Consider the following 20,641-nt stretch of genomic DNA (forward strand, 5'->3'; position numbering starts at 1 on the left):
CTGAGTCTGGCGGCCAATTCCGATTAACCTGCGCGACGATACACAAATTTTTGTGGATCTATCTGTTGTCCGTTACGCAGTACTTCGTAATGTACATGGGGCCCGGTAGAGCGCCCTGTACTTCCCATTACGGCGATTTTATCGCCTTTGGCAACCACATCACCTACAGTTACTGACAAAGCTTCGTTATGGCCATAGCGGGTGCGGTATCCGTTCCCGTGATCAATCTCCACCAGATTGCCATAACCAAACATCTTTCCGGCCCATGTCACCACGCCAGCAGCTGTGGCGACAACATCCGTTCCTTCCGTGCCAGCGAAATCAATACCTTTGTGCATTGCCCGCTGCCCCGTAAAAGGATCATTGCGTAAACCGTAGGGCGAGGATAACCAGCCTTTAGCGACTGGACGCCCTGATATATAACGCTCCTCACTGATATTGAGGTTGGATGCCACCGTTTCAAGGAGTGACAACGTTGCGTTATTTTTATCAATTCCTGAGGCCAACCGATCCATATCGGCAATCAGTTGGTCTAATTCTATCGTGGAGCCTATCTCGCTCCCACCACCGACACCGACCTCGGCATCGAAATCAAATTGGTCATCAAGCTGGTAATTCTGCGCCAATTGCTGACCTAGCGCTTCAAGCCGGGTCAGTTTTGCCTGCATACGTGCAACGTGGGCGACAAGGGTTGCCAGCTGAGATTCAGTGGCTTGTTTGAGTTGTTTGACTTGTTTCTGTTGCTGTTCGCGAGCCTGTCTCTCGTGATCGACACTGGCTTGCTGGGATTCAAAGCGCTGATGATTGTATTGATAGAGTCCTGCCCCCGCTGCAAGCAGCAGCATAGGCAGCAACAGCCAGTATTTCCCCGGCTGCCAGCGCGTCACGCCATTTCGACCCTGAATAAAAACTGTTACACTCATAGCCTCTGTAAGCCATCTTATTATCGTAATGAAAAAGCTCCCCCAAGACCTCAGTCAATTGGTACACCAGTCAGGCTCATTGCCGAGTCTGGCCGAGAGAGCAGAGCTTTTGTTATATCTGGACAAATATGTCAAACAGCTACTGACAGGTCCAGTTAGCGCACAGCTAACAGTTGCCAATTTACGCCAGAATGTACTGGTGCTTGAAACACCGACATCGGCCTGGGCTGCCAGAATCAACTTTCAAAAAGCGAAACTGTTACAACAACTCCAAGCAGAGGCGTTCCCAATGCTTACCGCTATTGAGGTGAAAGTCAACCCGGCACTTGCGTCTGTCGCTACAAAACCCAAGCTGACTCACAGGACATTGAGTGCAACCGCAGCGGAGCACATCAATGCCTTGGCCGAGCATACCGAAGGTTCACTGGGCCAAAAACTAAAACGGCTGGCTGCATTGGCCAGCCGTCAAGGCTCGAAAAACTAAACTATGCCATCACCACGCCGGTCGGCATACTGAAGCTGACCGGAGCGTCGGTTTCTTTGTCAAAGCTCACTACTTCCCAAGCTTCCTGGTTGGCAAGCAAGGCACGCACTAAGCGATTATTCAGAGCATGCCCGGTTTTGAAGGCGCGGAATTCACCAACAATCGCATGACCCGCTACATACAGATCACCGAATGCATCGAGAATCTTGTGCTTAACGAATTCATCCTCATAACGCAGGCCATCGGGGTTGAGGACTCGGTATTCATCAAGCACCACGGCATTTTCCATGCTCGCACCTAAGCCAAGGTTATTGGCTCGCAGATATTCCACATCACGCATAAACCCGAAAGTTCTGGCGCGACTGATATCTTTGATAAAGGCGGAGGAGGAAAAATCCATCACCATGTGTTGTTGGCTACGGGCGATTTCGGGATGAGCAAAGTCGATTTCAAAATCCACTTTGAAACCTTTGTAAGGTCGCAATTCTGCCCATTTATCGCCGTCTTCCACGCGTACTGTTTGCTTGATTCTGAGATATTTTTTAGCCACTGACTGCTGTTTGATCCCGGCACTTTGCAGCAGGAATACGAAGGGGCTGGCACTACCATCCATCACGGGGATTTCTGGTGCATTCACTTCGATTACAGCGTTGTCGATGCCTAGTCCGGCCAATGCGGCAAACAGATGCTCAATCGTTGCAATGCGCACGCCTTCGTCATTCACCACTGCAGTACACATGGTGGTTTCACGCACCATTTCTGCTTTAGCGGGAATAGTGACATGGGGCTGCAGATCCGTGCGCACAAGCAAAATACCTGTGTTCACTGGTGCGGGTCTCAGGGTTAAAGTCACCTTTTTGCCAGAGTGCAGTCCGACACCGGTTGCTTTTACCGTATTTTCAAGAGTTCTTTGAAAAATCATTTAGTTACCCGTAAACATTACAACGATTAACGCCAAATTTTACCGCCAGGGATCGGTTCATGCCCGCGGCTGGTCGGATATCTTAGCATAATCAAGCCATTTCACAAAAAATACTGTCACCACATAATCATCAGCATCTGCCAGTGATTAATCAGCGCCAATATACAAACCGTTAGTCCGCTGCTTGCGCAAGAATGCCGGAATATCAAGATAATCCAGTTCATTCTTATGACTAGGTGCAGGTTGCGGAGCCGGTACGACATTGCTCTTGGGTGCAGGTGCCGTTGCGGTTTCTTCTGGCTGTACATAAGTTTCGACACGTGGCTCAACTACGGGTTCAGTTCGCATGGGTTTAGAAACCAACTGAATGTCAGGTTTTCTGTCCGCGCCGATGCCGGTAGCAACCACAGTTACCCGCAGCTCATCGCTCATTTCTGGGTCGATTACCGCCCCAACAACGACGGTGGCAGTATCAGAAGCATAGGCTTTAACGTGGTTACCCACAGTTTCAAACTCTTCGATACTCATGTCCATACCCGCGGTGATGTTAACCAACACCCCACGCGCACCGGCCAAGTCGATATCTTCCAGCAATGGGCTGGCAACCGCGGCTTCTGCCGCTTCTTCGGCACGGTCTTCACCACGAGCAACACCTGTGCCCATCATGGCATTACCCATTTCCGACATCACAGTACGCACGTCAGCAAAGTCAACGTTGATCAGGCCGGGACGAGTGATCAGTTCGGCAATCCCCTGTACTGCGCCCAGCAATACGTTGTTAGCCGCCGCAAAAGCGTCTAGGAGTGAAGTACCACGCCCCAACACTTTTAATAACTTTTCGTTAGGAATAGTGATCAGTGAATCCACATGCTTCGCCAGTTCGGAAATCCCCTGTTCGGCGTAAGCCATACGCTTTTACCTTCAAACGGGAACGGTTTAGTCACCACGGCAACGGTGAGGATACCTTCCTGACGAGCAATCTCCGCCACAACTGGCGCTGCACCAGTACCGGTGCCACCGCCCATACCGGCGGCGATAAAGATCATATCGGCACCCTTGATGGCGGCACGAATGCTTTCTTTATCTTCTTCGGCGGCAGCGCGACCAACTTCAGGATTAGCGCCCGCGCCCAGACCTTTAGTCACATCGCGACCAATCTGAATGGTGGTGCCAGCCGCTGATTTTCGCAGCGCCTGCGCATCGGTGTTGGTCACCATAAACTCAACACCTTCAATATTGTGTTTTACCATGTGTTCGATGGCATTACCGCCACCACCGCCCACACCGATGACTTTGAGCACTGCATCGCTCAGCGCATCGTTTTGAGTATCCATGATCTCAAACATGATCATATTCTCCATTTACCTGCGTTATACGAGTTAAAACTCGCCTTTAAACCAACTCTGGACCCGATTCCACAAGCTGGTTACCCCTGGGCGCTCTGGGCGTTCAAACTGTCGTTCAATCACCCGCCGAGCACCGTAGTGAAGCAGCCCAACTCCGGTGGAGTAAACTGGCTGATCCACATATTCATACAAACCTTTTACTGGCAGCGGCGATGCTACCCGCACCGGCATACCGAAGGTTGCTTCGGCAATATCCACTGCCCCTTCAATCGACGCTGTGCCACCGGTGATGACAATCCCGGCAGCAATCTGATCTTCAAGGCCACTGTCTTTCAGCTGCTTGAACACCAGCTCAAACAATTCCTGGTAACGCGGTTCCACTACTTCAGCCAACGTATGCCGTGACATGGTGCGTGATGGTCGCCCGCCGACAGACGGCACCTCAATGCTGTCTTCACGGCTGACGGTGGCGCTACGGGCACTGGCGTACTGCACTTTAATCTGTTCCGCATGAGATAACGGCGTGCGAAAGATTTTGGCAATGTCGCTGGTCACCTGATTGCCTGCGACCGGGATCACTGCGCAATGGCGCAAGGCACCATTGGTATACACAGTGATATCTGTGGTACCACCACCGATATCCAACAGACATACGCCGAGATCTTTCTCGTCGGCGGTCAACACGGCATCTGCCGAGGCAATGCCAGAAAACACCAGATCATCCACTTTGAGGCCGCAACGTTCGACGCTCTTAGTGATGTTTTTCGCCATATCGTTCGCACAGGTGACAATATGCACCTTGGCTTCCATACGCATACCTGACATACCGATAGGGCTTTTAATCCCTTCTTGCACATCAATGGCGTATTCCTGTGGCAACACATGCAGAATGCGGCGCTCGGTGGGGATCTTCACTGACCTGGCTGTGTGGATCACATTTTCCACATCTTCCTGGGTCACTTCTTCATCGTTAATCGACACCATGCCGTTTTCATTCTGACAAGCGATGTGCTTGCCGGAGATGCTCAGATATACCGACGACACTTGGCAGTCAGCCATCAGCTCCGCCTGATCCAGCGCCCGCTGCACGCTACGGACAATAGAATCCAGATCGTTGACGCCACCCTTATCCATACCGCGGGAAGGATGGTTGCCGAGCCCCACTATGCTGATTTCGCCATCAGGTAACACTTCACCAATGATCACTGCGACCTTGGAAGTGCCGATATCCAATCCGACAATCAAATTTCTTTCTTGGTTCTTGGTCATCAATCACTGACTCTCTTGTTGTGGCTCTTGCCAGCCCACCGCCAATCCTGTGTCATAACGCAAATCCACTCTGGCGACACTTTTATCCTGCTTTAACAATTCCGGGTACACGTTGATAAACCTTTGTACCCGCGACATTCTGTCTTCTCGGCCCAACGCCAGCACTATGCCATTGCCGAGGACGGCTTCCCACGCCAACCGTGGCGTCAGACTTAATTTTTCCAGACGGAAACTATTGATACGCAACAGTTCATCCATCTGTTTAAACACGGTCAGCACCTCAGCCCCGCGTTTCTCCGGCCCCGATAACCAGGGCAGATTTTCCAACCCGGGTTTCACTGGTGCCGCGAATACCTCACCGTGTTCATTCAACCAGGCATCCTGATTCCAATGCGCCACCGGCACCTGCTCTTGCAGATAGACCTTTAACTTTGCAGGCCAGTCTCGGCGCACCGATGCCCGATACACCCATGGCAGATTTTCCAGTGCTTGCTGCACTTGCGTAACATCAGCACTGAAAAAACTGCGTTTCATCAAATCCTGCAATGCCAGCCGAATATCGTTATCGCTGGTATATTGCCGTTCGCCTTTAATCGCGACAGCTTCAATCGGTAACGCTTGCGCATCATTCAGTAGCAGGTTCAGTTTCCAGCCCGCTAACACAAAGCCCAAAATCACTAGCAGTAAAAAGGCGACACCGCTGCACAGGTACCAGTTGACCTGTGCCAGTTGCGTTTTGCCGTTGTGCCATCTCTGCTTCAGTGTCATTGGCTATTCCGAGTCAGCGCCACACAAAAGCGGCCATTATATAGACCCGTTGCTGACGGTCAAAAAACACCGTTGCGGCACTGACAGTTATCGACTTACGCAACGCCTTTACTGGTCTCATCTTTTGCAAAACCCAAACAGGTACGCGCTAATTCTCTAGAAAGCGCCCCGATGTTGCCGGCTCCTTGTGTCAGCAACAAATCACCTTCTTTCACTACCGACTGCAAGATTTCTGGCAGTTGTTCTGGGGTCGCCACATAAATCGGGTCGACCTGCCCCCGCAACCGAATACTGCGGCACAGTGCCCGGCTATCGACCCCGGCAATCGGAGTTTCACCAGCTGGGTAGACTTCCAGCATCAACAAACAATCGACCTGCGACAACACATCCACAAAATCTTCATAAAGGTCGCGGGTGCGGGTATAGCGGTGTGGCTGGAACACCATGACCAAACGTTCGTCTGGCCAGCCCGCCCGCGCCGCGCGAATCGTTGCGGCAACCTCGCTCGGATGGTGCCCATAATCGTCCACCAGCATCACTTTGCCGTTGGGAGTTTCGTAATCTCCCAAATGCTGGAAGCGGCGGCCAATACCCTGAAACTCAGCTAACGCCTTGATGATGGCGTCATCTTCAATGTCATCTTCTGTCGCCACCGAGATCGCGGCCAGCGCATTGAGCACGTTGTGCCGACCTGGCAGATTCAACAGCAACGGCAAATCTTCTTTACCTTTGCGGCGCACGGTAAAGCGGCATTGCGCACCTTGCTGGCTAAAGTCCAGCGCTTGCACATCCGCTTCCGTGTTAAAACCATAAGTCACCATATGCCGCCCAATGCGCGGCAAAATATCGCGGATGGTCGGGTCATCGGTACACAGCACCGCCACACCGTAAAACGGCAGGTTGTGCAGAAAGTCCACAAAGGTGCTTTTCAGTTTTTCAAAATCACCGCCATAGGTATCCATATGATCGGCTTCAATATTGGTGACCACTGACACCATAGGTTGCAGATGCAGGAATGACGCATCGCTCTCATCCGCTTCCGCAATCAAATAACGGCTATGCCCCAAACGCGCATTGGTACCGGCACTATTAAGCAACCCACCGATGACAAAGGTTGGATCGCGGCCTGATTGGGCATAAATGCTGGCGATCAAGCTGGTCGTAGTGGTCTTGCCATGTGTTCCCGCAATGGCTACACCGTGGCGGTAACGCATCAGCTCCGCCAGCATCTCCGCACGGCGCACAACTGGCGTCCGATTGGCCTTGGCTGCCAGTAACTCAGGGTTGTCCTGATGAATAGCACTGGAAACCACCACCACATCGACGTTCATCACGGCTTCAGCACTGTGGCCGATCACCACCCGCGCCCCAAGCGCGGATAGCCTATCGGTTACAGCATTACGCGCAATATCCGAGCCACTGATCTGGTAACCTTCATTCAATAACACTTCGGCAATGCCTCCCATACCGGCACCGCCAATACCCACGAAATGAATACGTCTCACCCGGCGCATTTCCGGGATGGTGGCTCTCACCTGAGCGTATTTTTCAGCAATAGTTGTCATTTTTATCCTTTGTCTGCCAGTGCACTGCACACAGCGGCCACTCGGTCAGTGGCATCCAGAACTGCGACAGTCCTAGCCTTACGGCCCATTTGGAGCAATTGTTCTCTGTCTTCTGCCAGCGCCAACAGCGCCGCTGACAGACTTTCTACATTCAGTTGTGACTGTGGCAACAATTTGGCCGCACCCGCAGCCACCAGCACCTGTGCATTGCGTGTTTGATGATCGTCCACCGCATGCGGCAAAGGCACAAAAATCGCTGGCAGCCCCACAGTGGCCAGTTCTGATACGGTTAGAGCTCCCGCCCGGCAAATCACCAAATCCGCCCAGCGATAGGCGGCTTCCATATCATCGATAAAGTCGGCGACTTTGACTCGGTCATCCTGCCCACAGTGTTTGTACTGTGCCTGCACCGAGGCCTGATTGCCTTTCCCTGCCTGATGCCAAACAGTGACGGACAACGACTGACTGACCTTTGCCACGGTTTCTGGTAGCAATTCGTTGAACACTTTTGCCCCCAGACTGCCGCCCACAACCAAGACTTTGACGGCATCCGCACTCAAGGTCTTAGGGCATTCGCCCAATGCAATCAGCTCGGCACGGATCGGGTTACCCACCACCATGGCATTGACCTGAGTAAAGGTATTAGCAAAAGCACACAACACCTTGTTCGCAATTTTTGACAGCAATTTGTTGGTCAGTCCCGGCACGGCATTTTGTTCATGCAATACCAGCGGGATCCCCGCCAATTTGGCAGCGACACCACCGGGGCCACTGGCATAACCGCCCATGCCTAACACTACATCAGGCTTAAATTCACGGATCACTTTTAACGCCTGCATAAGCGAACGCAGCACTTTGAACGGCGCGGTTAACTTACGCAATATGCCGTTACCCCGCACCCCTTTGATATCGATAAAGTCGATATCAAAACCATGCTGCGGCACCAATCTGGCTTCCATACGGTCAGCGGTGCCTAACCAGCGGATCTGCCAGCCTTGTTGTGCCAACCGCCGGGCCACCGCCAGTGCCGGGAATACATGGCCACCAGTGCCACCCGCCATCACTAATAAGCGTTTGCCTTCCGCCGCCACAGCCATTATTTCATTCTCCCCTGTACTGCCTGGATCAGACTCAAACGCCGCTCATAATCAATCCGCAACAGCACCATTGCCGCCGCCGTCATCACCCACAAGCTGCTGCCGCCGTAACTAATAAATGGCAAGGTCAGCCCTTTGGTGGGCAACATACCGATACTGGCGCCGACATTCACCACGGTCTGAAAACAGATCCAGATGCCAATGGCGTACGCCAGATATCCTTCAAATGGTCGCTCCATCGCCAGACATTGATGCCCCAAACGCAACGCCCGTAACGATACAAACAGCAGTACCGCTAATACCGCGATAATGCCGACAAATCCCAACTCTTCACCGATGATGGCGAAGATAAAATCGGTATGCGCTTCAGGCAGGTATTCCAGTTTCTGGATACTGTTCCCCAGCCCTTGCCCCAGCCAGTCACCACGACCGTAGGCCATCAGTGACTGTGTCAATTGATAACCACTGCCAAACGGATCCTGCCAAGGATCCAGAAAAGACGTTACCCGCCGCATACGGTAGGGTTCTAGCAATACCAACAGCACAAATGCCATGGTGCCGGCCAAAATCAAGGCAAAAAGTCCAGCAACCGCGCGCCAGCAAGGAACAGTAAGCCAACGGTCACAACAAACAGCACCACCACGGTTCCCAAGTCTGGCTGCATCAAAATCAGCACTGCATATACAGCAAACACTGCAATCGGCTTATAAAAACCTTTGGCATTTTCCCGCACTTCTTGATGTCGCCGCACCAAATAACCCGCCATATAGACGGAGAAAGCAAACTTAGCGACTTCGGCCACTTGGATACGAATTGGCCCAAGTGACAACCAGCGAGTGGCGCCGTTAACTGAAGTGCCCACCAACAGCACCGCCACCAACATCAGCCCGACCACTAGCAACATCAGCGGGCTTAATTGCTGCCAGCGTTGCATATCGACCTGCAACACGATGGCGGCAATCACTACACAACCGGCCAGATAACCGGCATGCCGTTCCACAAAATAAAACGGATTACCGGTAAGACTCTGAGCTTCTGGCATGGAGGCAGACATCACCATCACAAAGCCAAAACCAATTAATGACAATACGGCTAACAACAGTTTGCGGTCATACAACTGCATGCCCGGCGCACTGCGTTCAGCAAACCAGCTTGACCATGGCCATTTAATGCCACCGCCAAACAGGTTGAGCTGGCGTTCGTCAGTCTTGCTGCTCATCCAGCGCCTCCACCAACTGGCGGAAATCATCACCTCTGGTCATAAAGTTGCTGTACATATCCAAGCTGGCGCAAGCGGGCGATAGCAATACGATGTCACCAGAATTGGCGAGTTCATGGGCTTTAGCTACCGCTTCAGCCATGGTTTTCACTTTAATGGTGCCTTCCTTCTGCGCCGCGATCTTGTCGCCATCGCGCCCTAAGGTGATCAACTTGCTAACCCCTTTCAGAGCCGCCTGCATAGTGCTGAAATCAGCGCCTTTGCCGTCACCACCCGCAATCAAAATAATGTCACCAAGATAATCGCTAAAGCCCTGCAATGCTGCCAAGGTGGCGCCCACGTTGGTGGCTTTTGAATCGTTAACCCAAGTCACGCCATCTTTCACGGCCACCAGTTCACAACGATGTGGCAATCCTTTAAATTCCTCGGCCACTTTTGCCATGCTGGCTTTATCGACACCGGCGGCATCCGCCAAAGCCATTGCCGCCAGCATATTGGCCTGGTTGTGCGTACCCAGTAGCGCCACATCCATCACATTCATGATTTCACTGCTACCGTGCACAATTTTACCGTCGGTAATGCCCCACTCGTCGCTATCGGGATTATCCAGACCGAAGCTGTTGTTATTCATCGGATTCAGCGGTTTGGTCAGCTCGTCATCGCGGTTGTAAATTGCCAGGCGGCTCTGTTCAAATAAGCGCAGTTTGGCGCGGCGATAGGCTTCCAGATCGCTGTATCTGTCCATGTGATCTTCACTGATGTTAAGACAGGTGGCCGCCAAGCAATCGAGGCTGTTGGTGGTTTCCAACTGGAAGCTGGACAATTCCAGCACGTAATGGGTTGCCGGATGTTGCAACAGCTCCAGTGCTGGCACGCCGATATTGCCGCCCACGGCGACCTGTATGCCTGGCCGCTTGAGCATCTCACCCACCAGCGTGGTGACCGTAGACTTACCATTGGAACCGGTAATCGCCAGCACACAGGGGGCGGTCAGCAATCGCGCGAGCGAACAGCTCTACATCGCCGATAACTTCAATCCCCAGATCCAAGGCGACGCGGACTTCCGGAGTATCCAACGGAATTCCGGGGCTGATAATGATCTGCTTTGCCTGTACTAGCGAACGGCAATCAAAGCCGCCGAAATAACATTCTAACTGCGGATATTCAGCTTTGATTTCGTCACCACCAGGAGGGTTGCGACGACTGTCCATCACTAATGGCAAAATGCCTTGTGACATCAGATAACGCACCACAGATTTACCTGTAGCCCCCAATCCCAGTACGATATGTGAATAACGCCCGTTCATATCCTTACCTCAGCTTCAAGGTCGCCAGACCCAGCAATACCAGAAACAGCGAAATGATCCAAAAGCGAACAATCACCCGCGGCTCCGGCCAGCCTTTCAATTCATAATGGTGATGGATAGGTGCCATACGGAAAATTCGCTGGCCGCGTAACTTGTAGGAACCCACCTGCAAAATTACCGAAACCGTTTCCATCACAAACACACCGCCCATGATCACCAGCAGGATCTCCTGCCGTACCAAGACCGCCATGGCGCCCAGTGCCGCCCCCAGCGATAATGAGCCAACATCGCCCATAAACACCTGCGCCGGGTAAGTGTTAAACCACAGAAAACCAAGCCCCGCCCCCACAATTGCCGTACACACAATCACCAGTTCACTGGAACCGGGGAGATGTGGAATATTCAAATAAGCGGCAAACTGCGCGTGACCAGAAAGATAAGCCACCAGCGCAAAGGCAGCGGCGACCATCACGGTAGGGGTAATGGCTAAGCCATCCAGACCATCGGTCAGGTTTACCGCATTGCTGGAGCCGACAATGGTGAAATAGGTCAACACAATGAAGAAAATGCCCAATTGCGGCATCACTTCTTTAAAGAATGGTACGACTAACTGAGTGTCACCCGGCACAGCGGCAGACACATATAAGTAAATCCCCACTATCAGCGCCACGACTGACTGCCAGAAGTACTTCCAACGCGCCGCCAAGCCTTTCGGGTCTTTACGGATCACCTTGCGGTAATCATCCATAAAGCCGATGAGCCCATAGGCCGCCAGCACAAAGAGCATTACCCATACATAGCGGTTATCTAAGTCGCCCCACAGCAGCACACTGATAAAGATACCTGCCAGGATCAATAAACCACCCATGGTGGGTGTGCCACGTTTGCTGAAATGGGATTCAGGGCCATCGTTACGCACCACCTGACCAATCTGCAATAATTGCAATTTGCGGATCAGTCTTGGCCCCCACCACAGTGAAAAACTCAATGCCGTCAGCAATCCCAGAATGGCCCGGAAGGTCACATAAGAAAACACGTTAAACCCGGTATAAAACTGGGTTAGATACTCCGCCAGATAAACCAGCATTTACACTAACTCCCCGCGCCCAAAGGCTACTACAAGGGCCTCAACCACCCGCTCCATGCGCGAGCTACGAGACCCTTTAACCAACACGGTGACTTTCCCTGGCAACCGGTTGAGATATTTTATTAATGCGTCCACCAATGACTCAATGGCCTGATAATGCTCCGTGGCAAAAGCGGCACTGGTGTGTTTAGTCAGTTCACCGCAGCAAAATAGCGCATCGATCCCGGCTTTGCGGGCACGCTCTCCCAGCTCTCGGTGTAAAGGCGCAGCATTGTCGCCTAATTCGCCTAAATCGCCCAGTACCAAAATGCGATTTCCGTCAATTTCCTGCAGCCAATTTATCGCCGCAGTGACCGAGTTGGGGTTGGCGTTATAACTATCGTCCACCAGCATGAAGCGCCCTAACGGCTTAGGCTGCATACGCCCCTTCACTGGCTGCATTGCTGCCAGCCCATTAGCAATGTCGGTTAACGTCAGCCCTAACCCCAGACACAAGCCTGCCGCAGCCAAGGCGTTATGTACCTGATGCCGCCCCGCCAAGGGTAACACCACCGGCTGAACCTGAGCTTGCCAGTGCAGTTCAAAGCGGTAGCAGCCATTCGCATCATGTTGTAAGTTTGCGGCAGTTAGCTGCGCGTTGGTGTCCACCGCAAACGTTAACTGCTGATGACCAGCCGCCGCCTCCTGCATAACCTGAGCATAATGGTCATCGGCATTGATCACGGCAATGCCTTGCGGTTGCAGATGACGAAAAATTTCTGATTTTGCCGCCGCCACACCAGCTTCGGAACCAAACCCAGCCAGATGCGCGCTTCCCACATTATTCACCAGTGCAACCTCGGGACGCACGATAGCCGAGGTGTAGTCAATTTCACCTGGGTGGTTGGCGCCCAGTTCAAACACAGCGAACTGATGCTGAGGTTCCAGCCTTAGTGCCGTTAATGGTACGCCGATATCGTTGTTGAAATTACCCGAGGTATAAAGTACCGGGGCCAACTGTGACAAGATGGTCGCCACCATCTCTTTGACACTGGTTTTGCCATTAGACCCGGTCAGCGCCACGCAACGCGGATTGACCCGGTTACGCACTAACGCACCTAACTGCCCCAGCGCTTTATGGGTATCAGCGACCAGAACTTGCGGTATATCCAAAGGTAATAATTTGCTGACTAATAACGCCGTAGCACCAGCACTGACGGCGGTCGGCGCATAGTCGTGACCATCAAACCGCTCCCCCGGCAACGCGATGAACAGACAGTCGGTTGTAATGTTACGGCTATCGGTGCTGACGCTGTTTATCTGCACCTCAGCTAAAGTCTGAGATGGCAACTGTCCCGCTACTGCGGTGGCAATATCGCCTAACGTTAACGGGATCATTGTTGACCTCCGCTAATTTCGCGAGCCAAAGCCCGCTCATCATAATGATGTTTCACGCCAGCAATTTCCTGATAAGTTTCATGGCCTTTGCCTGCCAGTACGATAAGATCTCCGGCCTTGGCCTGACTGACGACATAGCGGATGGCCTTCACGCGATCCACCTCGGTCAGCGCCTGTTGCGGGTGAGCCAGCCCCGCGACTATGTCATTAATAATCTGTTGTGGCTCTTCGCTACGAATATTGTCACTGGTGATCATCAGCCGATCCGCCAACCGCTCGGCGATTGCGCCCATTTGCGGCCGTTTGCCTTTATCACGATCGCCACCACAGCCAAACACACACCACAGCTGGCCCTGACAATGTTCCCGCGCTGCCAGCAGTGCTTTTTCCAGCCCATCAGGGGTATGGGCGTAATCCACCACCAGAGAAAAGCCTTGCGCTGATGCAAAACATTCCATGCGCCCGGGGACGGGTTGCAGCTGTGGCGCCAATTGCAGTAATGCCTTAAGGGGATAACCGAGGGCATACAAGGCGGTCAACGCCGCCAACAGATTTGACAGGTTAAACTCGCCCAGCAGCGGGGTTTGCAGTTGACCTTCACCTTCCGGCCAGCGGATACGTGCTTGAATGCCGGCATGATGGTAATCGGCATCGAATGCCAACAGTGTGGCGCGCGGATCGTTTTGCAGACTAAAGCCCAACAGCCGCGTTTTATCCATGCTGTCAAACCAAGAGGAGCCGGTGCTATCGTCAAGATTAACTGCGGCTTTTTTACCGTTGGGAAGCGTAACAGCCGTTGTTTAGCGGCGGCATAGGCTTCCATATTCTTGTGAAAATCCAAATGGTCGCGGCTGAGATTGGTGAAAACCGCGACTTCGAATGGCACAGCGTCGACCCGCCCTTGTACCAAACCATGACTGGAGACTTCCATGGCACAGACATCAACCCCAGACTCGCCCATCTGCTTAAACTGTGACATTAACGTAATGGCATCGGCGGTAGTGTTGCCGGTATCATGCAGATGACCAGGGCGCCCATTGCCCAAGGTTCCCATCACACCCGCTTGCTGACCGTACAATTCAATCCATTGGGCAATCAGCTGTGTTACTGAGGTTTTACCATTAGTTCCCGTCACTCCCACAATCCGTGGTTTACCGGGGAGCAATCCATAATACTGGGCAGCCAGTGCCGATACCTGCCGATTCAATCGGAAAAATTCAATTACCAGCCCTTCATCACGGCTGACTTTTCCATGAAAATCAGGATTATCGGTATGTTTCAGCACGGCGGTGGCGCCATTTTTTAAGGCGGCGGCAATATATTCGCGGCCATCGGTTTTAAACCCAGGGACCGCCACAAACAAGCCACCACGGACAACTTTGCGGCTATCAAGTGTTGGTTCAGCAACCGTTTCACTACCCGCGTAATGAAACCAAGGGGCGAGCAGATCCTTCAGCAACATCATTCTTTTCTCCCCGGAGTTCCCGCCAATTGCACCTGTTCCCGGGCACTGACAGGTTCGACGTTTAACATCTGCAACGCCCCAGACATCACCTTGCCAAATACCGGACCAGAAACATCACCACCGTAGTAGTGATCGCCCTTAGGTTCATTCACCACCACCACCATTGCCAAGCGTGGATTATTGGCCGGTGCAACACCCGCAAACAACGCCACATAATCATCACCATAGCCGCCAGCAACGGCTTTGCGGCTGGTGCCAGATTTGCCGGCTACTGGATAGCCATCGATGTGAGCTTTGGTGCCAGTACCGCCTGCTTCTGTCACCCCAACCAGCATTTTCAGCACTTCTTTGGCGGACGTTTCTGACAGCACACGGACGCCTTCTGGCGCTTGTTTTAGTTTTAATACTGAGGCCGGGCGTAAAATGCCGCCGCTACCTAAGGTGGCATACATACGCGCTAACTGTAATGGGGTTACGGTCAGACCGTAGCCGAACGCCAAGGTTGCCCGTTCAAAGTCAGACCAACGATGGCGCTCTGGGATCAGCCCAGTGCTTTCCCCGGTCAGATTTACCCCGGTGTAATTCCCTAGTCCTAATGACTGATAAGTCCCCAACAACTGTTGAATGGGTAAACCCAGCGCCAGTTTACTGATGCCAACGTTACTGGACTTGATCAAAATGGTAGCCAGTGAAATATCGCCCAAGTTATGACCATCGCGCACTTGTCGGCCGCCAATCCGCATCCAGCCTGGTGAGGTGTCCACTAAGTCTCCAGGTTTGACGATGCCAGCTTCCAGCGCCGCCGCCATCACGAATGGCTTCACCGTGGAACCCGGTTCATAGGCATCCGTTACCGCCCGATTGCGCATGCGGTAACTTTCCAAGTCATCACGGGCGTTAGGGTTGTAAGATGGGGTGTTCGCCATTGCCAGGATTTCACCGGTATGCACATCAATCATCACCAGCGACCCCGAGGTCGCCTGATACATTTCAGTGGCCCGTTTTAATTCGCGGTAGGCGAGTTGCTGAATCCGCTGATCCACGCTCAACACCAGATCGTTAGAACGTTCACCTTGCTGGATAATGCCAAGGCGTTCCACTACTTGACCATCGCGCGACTGCCGTACCTGCTCTTTGGACGGCGTACCGGTTAGCCAGTTATCGTAGGTGTTTTCTAAGCCTTCAATACCGACATCATCGATATTGGTAATCCCCACCAGTTGGGCGGTGATTTCGCCGGTAGGATAGTAACGACGGGATTCTGATTTAAGGTAAATACCAGGAAGTTTCAGCTGTTTGATATAATCGGCCACGGCCGGTGTGACCTGTCGCTGAATATAGGTAAAGCGTTTATTGGGGTTGGATTTTACCCGGTTTACCAGTTCATTTTCTGGTTGATGCAGCACATCGGCCAATGCCTGCCAACGGCGCATATCGGCAAAGCCATTTTCATCATGTACCACTTTCGGGTCGGCATAAACGGCTTTTACTGGCACGCTAACGGCCAGCATCTCACCATTGCGGTCGGTGATCAGCCCTCGCTGAACTTCTGAAGAGGTGGTTCGCAGGGTGCGCATATCACTTTCGTGGCGCAACATTTCTGGCTGCAATACCTGAATGTAAGCAGCTCGCCCGACCAGTGACACAAACATCAGGCACACCGCCGCTACCACCGCCTTGAGTCGCCAGTGTATTGGTTGAGGCTTGGAAATCCTTTTTGCCTGTTTTTTCATGGAAGTCTCACTATGACCTCTTCATTAGGTAACGGCCGCACCATCTCTAATTCTTTGGTTGCTATCCTAGTAACCCGGCTGTGCTCTGCCAGTGATTGCTCTTCCAACAATAAATTGCGCCATTCAATATCCAGACGATCCCGTTCCTGCTGCAATTTACTCAGCTGACTGGTTTGGTGTCGGCTGATGTGGCTGGTGTACACCACCGCCACCGCATTCCCAAGCACCAGGCATGACATCAGCAACAGCCATTTGTGATGCCAGATATCCAGCATCACAATCCGCGCTAAGTTCGGCTGCTGCTTAGATGCTGTCATCTCAGTCACCTAAGCGCTCCGCTACCCGTAACACCGAGCTACGAGCACGCGCGTTCACATCCAGTTCGGCATCTGACGGTTTGATGGCCTTTCCTAGGGTTTTTAACTTGCGTCCCTGTTGTAACTGCGCTTCGGTTACAGGTAAGCCATATGGCACTTCTTCCACCTGGCTGTAACGACGCATAAATCGTTTTACCAAACGGTCTTCCAACGAGTGAAAACTGATCACCGACAAGCGCCCACCGGGAGCCAGCACAGTTAACGCACCATCGAGTGCCTGCTGGATCTGTTCTAGTTCACTGTTGATATAAATGCGGATCGCTTGGAATACCCGAGTTGCCGGGTGTTTATTACGCTCACGGTGTTTAGTGATACGTTCGATAAGGGATGCCAGATCCTTGGTGCGTAAAAATGGCGTGGTGTCGCGATCTGCGGCGATACAACGGGCAATATGGCGGGCATTTTTCTCCTCACCATAGGTTTTAAACACCCAAGCCATGTCTTCAATATCAGCACGCGCCAGCCATTCAGCGGCGGTTTGTCCTTTGCTGTTATCCATGCGCATGTCTAATGGGCCATCACGCAAGAAACTAAAGCCGCGATCCGCATCGTCCAGTTGTGGCGACGATACGCCCAGATCCAGTAACACACCGTCGATCTTAGCGGTCAAACCCAACTCGTCGATATAACGCGCCAGTTCACCAAAGCCACCATGAATAATGGCAAAACGCGGGTCTTCTGCCAACGCTTGCGCTGCAGCAATCGCTTGGGGATCGCGGTCAATGGCAATCAGGCGTCCATGATTACCAAGACGAGCGAGGATCTGCCGCGAATGGCCGCCACGGCCGAACGTACCATCGACATAAATGCCATCAGGGCGGATATTTAAACCGTCGATTGCCTCCTGCAGCAAAACCGACTGGTGCGCATAATTCTGACTCATCAATCTCTTCTTTAGTTATACCGCTGCTTCAGAGTGAAAAATCCGCCAACCGCTCACTGGCTTCCAGTCCATCATTTCGAATCATATCCAGGCTATCGGCCAACTGTTGCTGCCAAGCCTGTTCATCCCACAGCTCAAATTTATTCAACTGCCCAACTAACATCGTTTTTTTGTCGAGCGCAGCGTACTGACGCAGCGGTGGTGTCAGCAAAATACGGCCATTGCTATCGAGCTCACAATCTTGGGCATAGCCCAACAGCAAACGTTTTATCGCCCGTTCCTGTGGTTGGATGTCAGACAGCTTTAGCAATTTTTCTAGAACGCTGGCCCACTCCAGCGCCGGATAGATCAACAAGCATGGGGACTGAATATCAACGGTTACCACCAGCCGCCCCTGGTCTTGGGCGCGCAGCTCTTCGCGGTATCGCGTTGGCATGGCGATCCGTCCTTTGGCGTCCAAATTCAGTGCACTGGCCCCAGAAAACAAGTTTCAGTCCTCTCAGATCCTTTTTGATCCACAATTATCCACAAATTCCCACGAATGCTAAGTGTAGGGATAGTCAATAAAGCTTGTCAAGGGATGGGATCCCGTTTAAAGCCAGTCTCCAAGCGGGTTAGCAGCGAGTTATTCCAAGATTGCGATCTAGGTAATAAAGTGGATTTTTGTGGATTGAGAGAACTATTTCTTGCTTATTAACGTGATAGAACAACTGCTAAGCAACAGGCCTAAGGCGTAATAGTGGGAAAACATCATCAATACGTGGCGATTGGCGAACATTGCGCAGCAGCAACATAGCGCAGAAATCACCATGTGTTGCACAAAAAATATGCAAAAAACTAAAATGAGATCGTAGGTGGTCGATAAAAGTTATAGGGAGACTTTACTTCAACACCATTAATGAGGGAAATGAGGAATTGGTATGGGATTAGATAGTATCTATGCCATGGTAGCGCAACCTGCCAAGGCTGCCTATGAACCTCAACACGGGGTACAGCAAGTTAATAACGGTGCTGCCGTAGCTGCCTACGATAAGGATAACCCCCAATTCCAGCAAGCCGTGGGCAATGAGCGCCGTGTCCGTAATGAACGCCGTAAAGAACAGCGTCCATTTGCTCGAGAACGGCGCAAGATGAGCCGTAGAGATGACGATCAAACCGTTGAAGAAACGAAAGCCGTCGAAGAAGGCAAAGGGACGTATATTGATATTGACGTGTAGTCTCGATGGCGGAATAAAAAAACCCCGTAAAACCGGGGTTTTTTATTCACTATTAGCTATCAGATCTTGTAGGAAATCTGTAACCCTGCCAACCATACGTGACCAGTTGACTCACCGTTATAAGTCACTTGCGCCAGATTCAACATGTTCATTGTTTCATTGATGGGGGCTGAACCATGTGTACGCAGGTAACTGATCCCTAAATCGATATTGAGTGATTTGGTCGGTGTGTAACCCAGCCCCACACTCACCCAGTGACGATCGCTGTCTGGAATGGTGATCGTCCGGTGCTCATCGCTCACGGCAGTTTTATCCAGTGCAACACCCGCACGCAGTAACCAAGTGTCATTCAGACGATACATAGTACCCAGCGCAAAACGCCAGTTATCTTTGAAGTGCTCGTCCTTCACCAGATCACTGGTAATATCGCCTACTGGCTTCTGCTCGCCAGGGAAGTAAGCCACCAGTTGATCAAACACGCTCCAGTCAGTCCAGTTAACACTGGCCTGCATTGACCAATTATCGGTCAGTTGATGGAACGATGACAGCTCAGCAAATGCAGGCAGTTCCAGTGGCAGGTAGCCTTCTACTTTAGTAGCACCGCCGGTATACACTAAGCCGCTAGCGTGGCCGTCCAGATCCAAATCAACTTTGCTGTGGTATGACAGCGCGAGCCGGTGTGCTGGCGTAATTTGCCAACTGGCACCAGCCTGGCCAACCATAACCATAGTCGTCACCTTTCAAATACTTCAGCTCAGTACCGGCAGGTGGCAACGCAGCAGTCACATTACTTGGCAACCCAGGAACGGCGCGCACAGCATCAATCCAGCCAGGAACTGAAGCACCAATTTCACCTTCACCATAGACCAAACGCAAACCGCCGCCCACAGTGAAATGCTGATCGATGCGGTAAGCAATGTTGGGGTTCAGCTCTATGGTAGTCACTGACGTTTTATTGCCAAAAATCGCGGCAGCCGCAGAGGTATCAAGCTCAGTGGACAAACCGTAATTCGAGTTAACAGCTAACCCCCAAGTCCAGCGGTCATTTAACTGGCTGGAGTAATAGAAATTAGGCACGGCGGCGTTATTGGCGACATCATTGACGTCAGCATTCAGTGTCACCGCCTGCGGCAGCAGTGGAGAAGCAATAGTGACATCTCCGGGAGTATCCACAGAGGGCATCACATAAATCGCCCCAACCGACATCTGCCGCCCTTCAAGATAACTCAGCATGGCTGGGTTACGAGCCGCACTGAAGCGTTTTCAGCCGAAGCACCCTCACCCGCAAATGCCCGTCCCAAACCGGTTGCAGAAGATTCGGCTAGTTGAAAACCAGCAGCCTGAACTTGAGTTTGCGCAGCGATCCCCAAAATCGCCACGGATATTGCTAAAGCAATCTGTTGTTTCTTCATTGTTATTCTCTCATCTATTAGTTGAGTACACTTGTTGAAATACTTCTTTTTAGTATGGCGTCGCAGTTTACCGCTACAGAATATCTTTGCAAGCATCACAAAAAAATCAGAGTTTTATACTGATTTAAGTGCATTTTAAGCAATAAATTTTTATCAAACACTCGTTTAAAATGCTGGCATTGGCTACACA

The 20,641-nt window shown here is 52.0% G+C and carries 14 protein-coding genes and 5 pseudogenes; 2 read left to right on the forward strand and 17 right to left on the reverse strand.

Features of this window, described 5'->3' with window-relative positions; all coding sequences use genetic code 11:
- Nucleotides 1-23 precede the first annotated feature (23 nt).
- A complete protein-coding gene (locus KHX94_RS07385) occupies nt 24-923 on the reverse strand; it encodes a M23 family metallopeptidase (RefSeq protein WP_213682928.1) in 900 nt (299 codons plus the stop codon).
- A gap of 28 nt (nt 924-951) precedes the next feature.
- Between KHX94_RS07385 and KHX94_RS07390 the strand changes: the two genes are divergently transcribed.
- Nucleotides 952-1,407, forward strand: coding sequence for a DUF721 domain-containing protein (locus KHX94_RS07390; RefSeq protein ID WP_213682929.1), 456 nt, complete (start codon nt 952-954; stop codon nt 1,405-1,407).
- A gap of 1 nt (nt 1,408) precedes the next feature.
- On the opposite strand, the gene lpxC is transcribed toward KHX94_RS07390, so the two are convergent.
- The 15 genes and pseudogenes from lpxC to mraZ form a co-directional block, all read right to left on the reverse strand.
- Nucleotides 1,409-2,329: a UDP-3-O-acyl-N-acetylglucosamine deacetylase gene (lpxC, locus tag KHX94_RS07395; RefSeq protein ID WP_213682930.1), complete on the reverse strand. Its 921-nt coding sequence runs from the start codon at nt 2,327-2,329 to the stop codon at nt 1,409-1,411.
- 147 nt (nt 2,330-2,476) lie between these two features.
- Nucleotides 2,477-3,675: pseudogene (gene ftsZ / locus KHX94_RS07400) on the reverse strand (cell division protein FtsZ).
- Between the two features lie 33 nt (nt 3,676-3,708).
- On the reverse strand, nt 3,709-4,944 hold the full coding sequence (gene ftsA, locus KHX94_RS07405; RefSeq protein ID WP_213682931.1) for a cell division protein FtsA: 1,236 nt from the start codon (nt 4,942-4,944) through the stop codon (nt 3,709-3,711).
- Nucleotides 4,945-4,947: 3 nt separating this feature from the next.
- Nucleotides 4,948-5,712, reverse strand: a complete 765-nt coding sequence (locus tag KHX94_RS07410; RefSeq protein WP_213682932.1) for a cell division protein FtsQ/DivIB — start codon at nt 5,710-5,712, stop codon at nt 4,948-4,950.
- A gap of 95 nt (nt 5,713-5,807) precedes the next feature.
- Nucleotides 5,808-7,277: a UDP-N-acetylmuramate--L-alanine ligase gene (gene murC, locus KHX94_RS07415; protein WP_213682933.1), complete on the reverse strand. Its 1,470-nt coding sequence runs from the start codon at nt 7,275-7,277 to the stop codon at nt 5,808-5,810.
- Between the two features lie 2 nt (nt 7,278-7,279).
- A complete protein-coding gene (gene murG, locus KHX94_RS07420; RefSeq protein ID WP_213683368.1) occupies nt 7,280-8,368 on the reverse strand; it encodes an undecaprenyldiphospho-muramoylpentapeptide beta-N-acetylglucosaminyltransferase in 1,089 nt (362 codons plus the stop codon).
- A 5-nt stretch (nt 8,369-8,373) separates the two neighbouring features.
- Nucleotides 8,374-9,593, reverse strand: a pseudogene (ftsW, locus tag KHX94_RS07425) (cell division protein FtsW).
- Nucleotides 9,577-10,900, reverse strand: a pseudogene (murD, locus tag KHX94_RS07430) (UDP-N-acetylmuramoyl-L-alanine--D-glutamate ligase). The pseudogenes ftsW and murD overlap by 17 nt, the downstream one beginning before the upstream one ends.
- A gap of 4 nt (nt 10,901-10,904) precedes the next feature.
- Nucleotides 10,905-11,987, reverse strand: a complete 1,083-nt coding sequence (gene mraY / locus KHX94_RS07435) for a phospho-N-acetylmuramoyl-pentapeptide-transferase (protein ID WP_213682934.1) — start codon at nt 11,985-11,987, stop codon at nt 10,905-10,907.
- Entirely contained in the window at nt 11,988-13,364 is a 1,377-nt protein-coding gene (locus KHX94_RS07440; RefSeq protein WP_213682935.1) for a UDP-N-acetylmuramoyl-tripeptide--D-alanyl-D-alanine ligase, read from the reverse strand.
- Nucleotides 13,361-14,829, reverse strand: a pseudogene (murE, locus tag KHX94_RS07445) (UDP-N-acetylmuramoyl-L-alanyl-D-glutamate--2,6-diaminopimelate ligase). Before murE ends, KHX94_RS07440 begins: the two are co-directional and overlap by 4 nt.
- On the reverse strand, nt 14,826-16,562 hold the full coding sequence (locus tag KHX94_RS07450) for a penicillin-binding transpeptidase domain-containing protein (protein ID WP_213682936.1): 1,737 nt from the start codon (nt 16,560-16,562) through the stop codon (nt 14,826-14,828). The pseudogene murE and the gene KHX94_RS07450 overlap by 4 nt, the downstream one beginning before the upstream one ends.
- Nucleotides 16,559-16,879 (reverse strand): cell division protein FtsL, encoded by a 321-nt coding sequence (gene ftsL, locus KHX94_RS07455; RefSeq protein ID WP_213682937.1) that lies wholly within the window; start codon nt 16,877-16,879, stop codon nt 16,559-16,561. The genes KHX94_RS07450 and ftsL overlap by 4 nt, the downstream gene beginning before the upstream one ends.
- 1 nt (nt 16,880) lies before the next feature.
- Nucleotides 16,881-17,822, reverse strand: coding sequence for a 16S rRNA (cytosine(1402)-N(4))-methyltransferase RsmH (gene rsmH / locus KHX94_RS07460; protein ID WP_213682938.1), 942 nt, complete (start codon nt 17,820-17,822; stop codon nt 16,881-16,883).
- 28 nt (nt 17,823-17,850) lie between these two features.
- Nucleotides 17,851-18,309, reverse strand: coding sequence for a division/cell wall cluster transcriptional repressor MraZ (gene mraZ / locus KHX94_RS07465; RefSeq protein WP_213682939.1), 459 nt, complete (start codon nt 18,307-18,309; stop codon nt 17,851-17,853).
- Nucleotides 18,310-18,742: 433 nt separating this feature from the next.
- Between mraZ and KHX94_RS07470 the strand changes: the two genes are divergently transcribed.
- Nucleotides 18,743-19,039 (forward strand): hypothetical protein, encoded by a 297-nt coding sequence (locus tag KHX94_RS07470; protein WP_213682940.1) that lies wholly within the window; start codon nt 18,743-18,745, stop codon nt 19,037-19,039.
- Nucleotides 19,040-19,098: 59 nt separating this feature from the next.
- Here the strand turns inward: KHX94_RS07470 and KHX94_RS07475 are convergent.
- A pseudogene (locus KHX94_RS07475) lies at nt 19,099-20,451 on the reverse strand (outer membrane protein transport protein).
- Between the last annotated feature and the right edge of the window lie 190 nt (nt 20,452-20,641).

The sequence above is a fragment of the Shewanella dokdonensis genome (assembly GCF_018394335.1).
Taxonomy (GTDB): Bacteria; Pseudomonadota; Gammaproteobacteria; order Enterobacterales; family Shewanellaceae; genus Shewanella; species Shewanella dokdonensis.

What these genes read in the sequence shown, in the direction of transcription:
- KHX94_RS07385 (WP_213682928.1), bottom strand. Translation starts at nt 923, where the DNA reads ATGAGTGTAACAGTTTTTATTCAGGGTCGAAATGGCGTGACGCGCTGG.
- KHX94_RS07390 (WP_213682929.1), top strand. Translation starts at nt 952, where the DNA reads ATGAAAAAGCTCCCCCAAGACCTCAGTCAATTGGTACACCAGTCAGGC.
- lpxC (WP_213682930.1), bottom strand. Translation starts at nt 2,329, where the DNA reads ATGATTTTTCAAAGAACTCTTGAAAATACGGTAAAAGCAACCGGTGTC.
- ftsA (WP_213682931.1), bottom strand. Translation starts at nt 4,944, where the DNA reads ATGACCAAGAACCAAGAAAGAAATTTGATTGTCGGATTGGATATCGGC.
- KHX94_RS07410 (WP_213682932.1), bottom strand. Translation starts at nt 5,712, where the DNA reads ATGACACTGAAGCAGAGATGGCACAACGGCAAAACGCAACTGGCACAG.
- murC (WP_213682933.1), bottom strand. Translation starts at nt 7,277, where the DNA reads ATGACAACTATTGCTGAAAAATACGCTCAGGTGAGAGCCACCATCCCG.
- mraY (WP_213682934.1), bottom strand. Translation starts at nt 11,987, where the DNA reads ATGCTGGTTTATCTGGCGGAGTATCTAACCCAGTTTTATACCGGGTTT.
- KHX94_RS07440 (WP_213682935.1), bottom strand. Translation starts at nt 13,364, where the DNA reads ATGATCCCGTTAACGTTAGGCGATATTGCCACCGCAGTAGCGGGACAG.
- KHX94_RS07450 (WP_213682936.1), bottom strand. Translation starts at nt 16,562, where the DNA reads ATGAAAAAACAGGCAAAAAGGATTTCCAAGCCTCAACCAATACACTGG.
- ftsL (WP_213682937.1), bottom strand. Translation starts at nt 16,879, where the DNA reads ATGACAGCATCTAAGCAGCAGCCGAACTTAGCGCGGATTGTGATGCTG.
- rsmH (WP_213682938.1), bottom strand. Translation starts at nt 17,822, where the DNA reads ATGAGTCAGAATTATGCGCACCAGTCGGTTTTGCTGCAGGAGGCAATC.
- KHX94_RS07470 (WP_213682940.1), top strand. Translation starts at nt 18,743, where the DNA reads ATGGGATTAGATAGTATCTATGCCATGGTAGCGCAACCTGCCAAGGCT.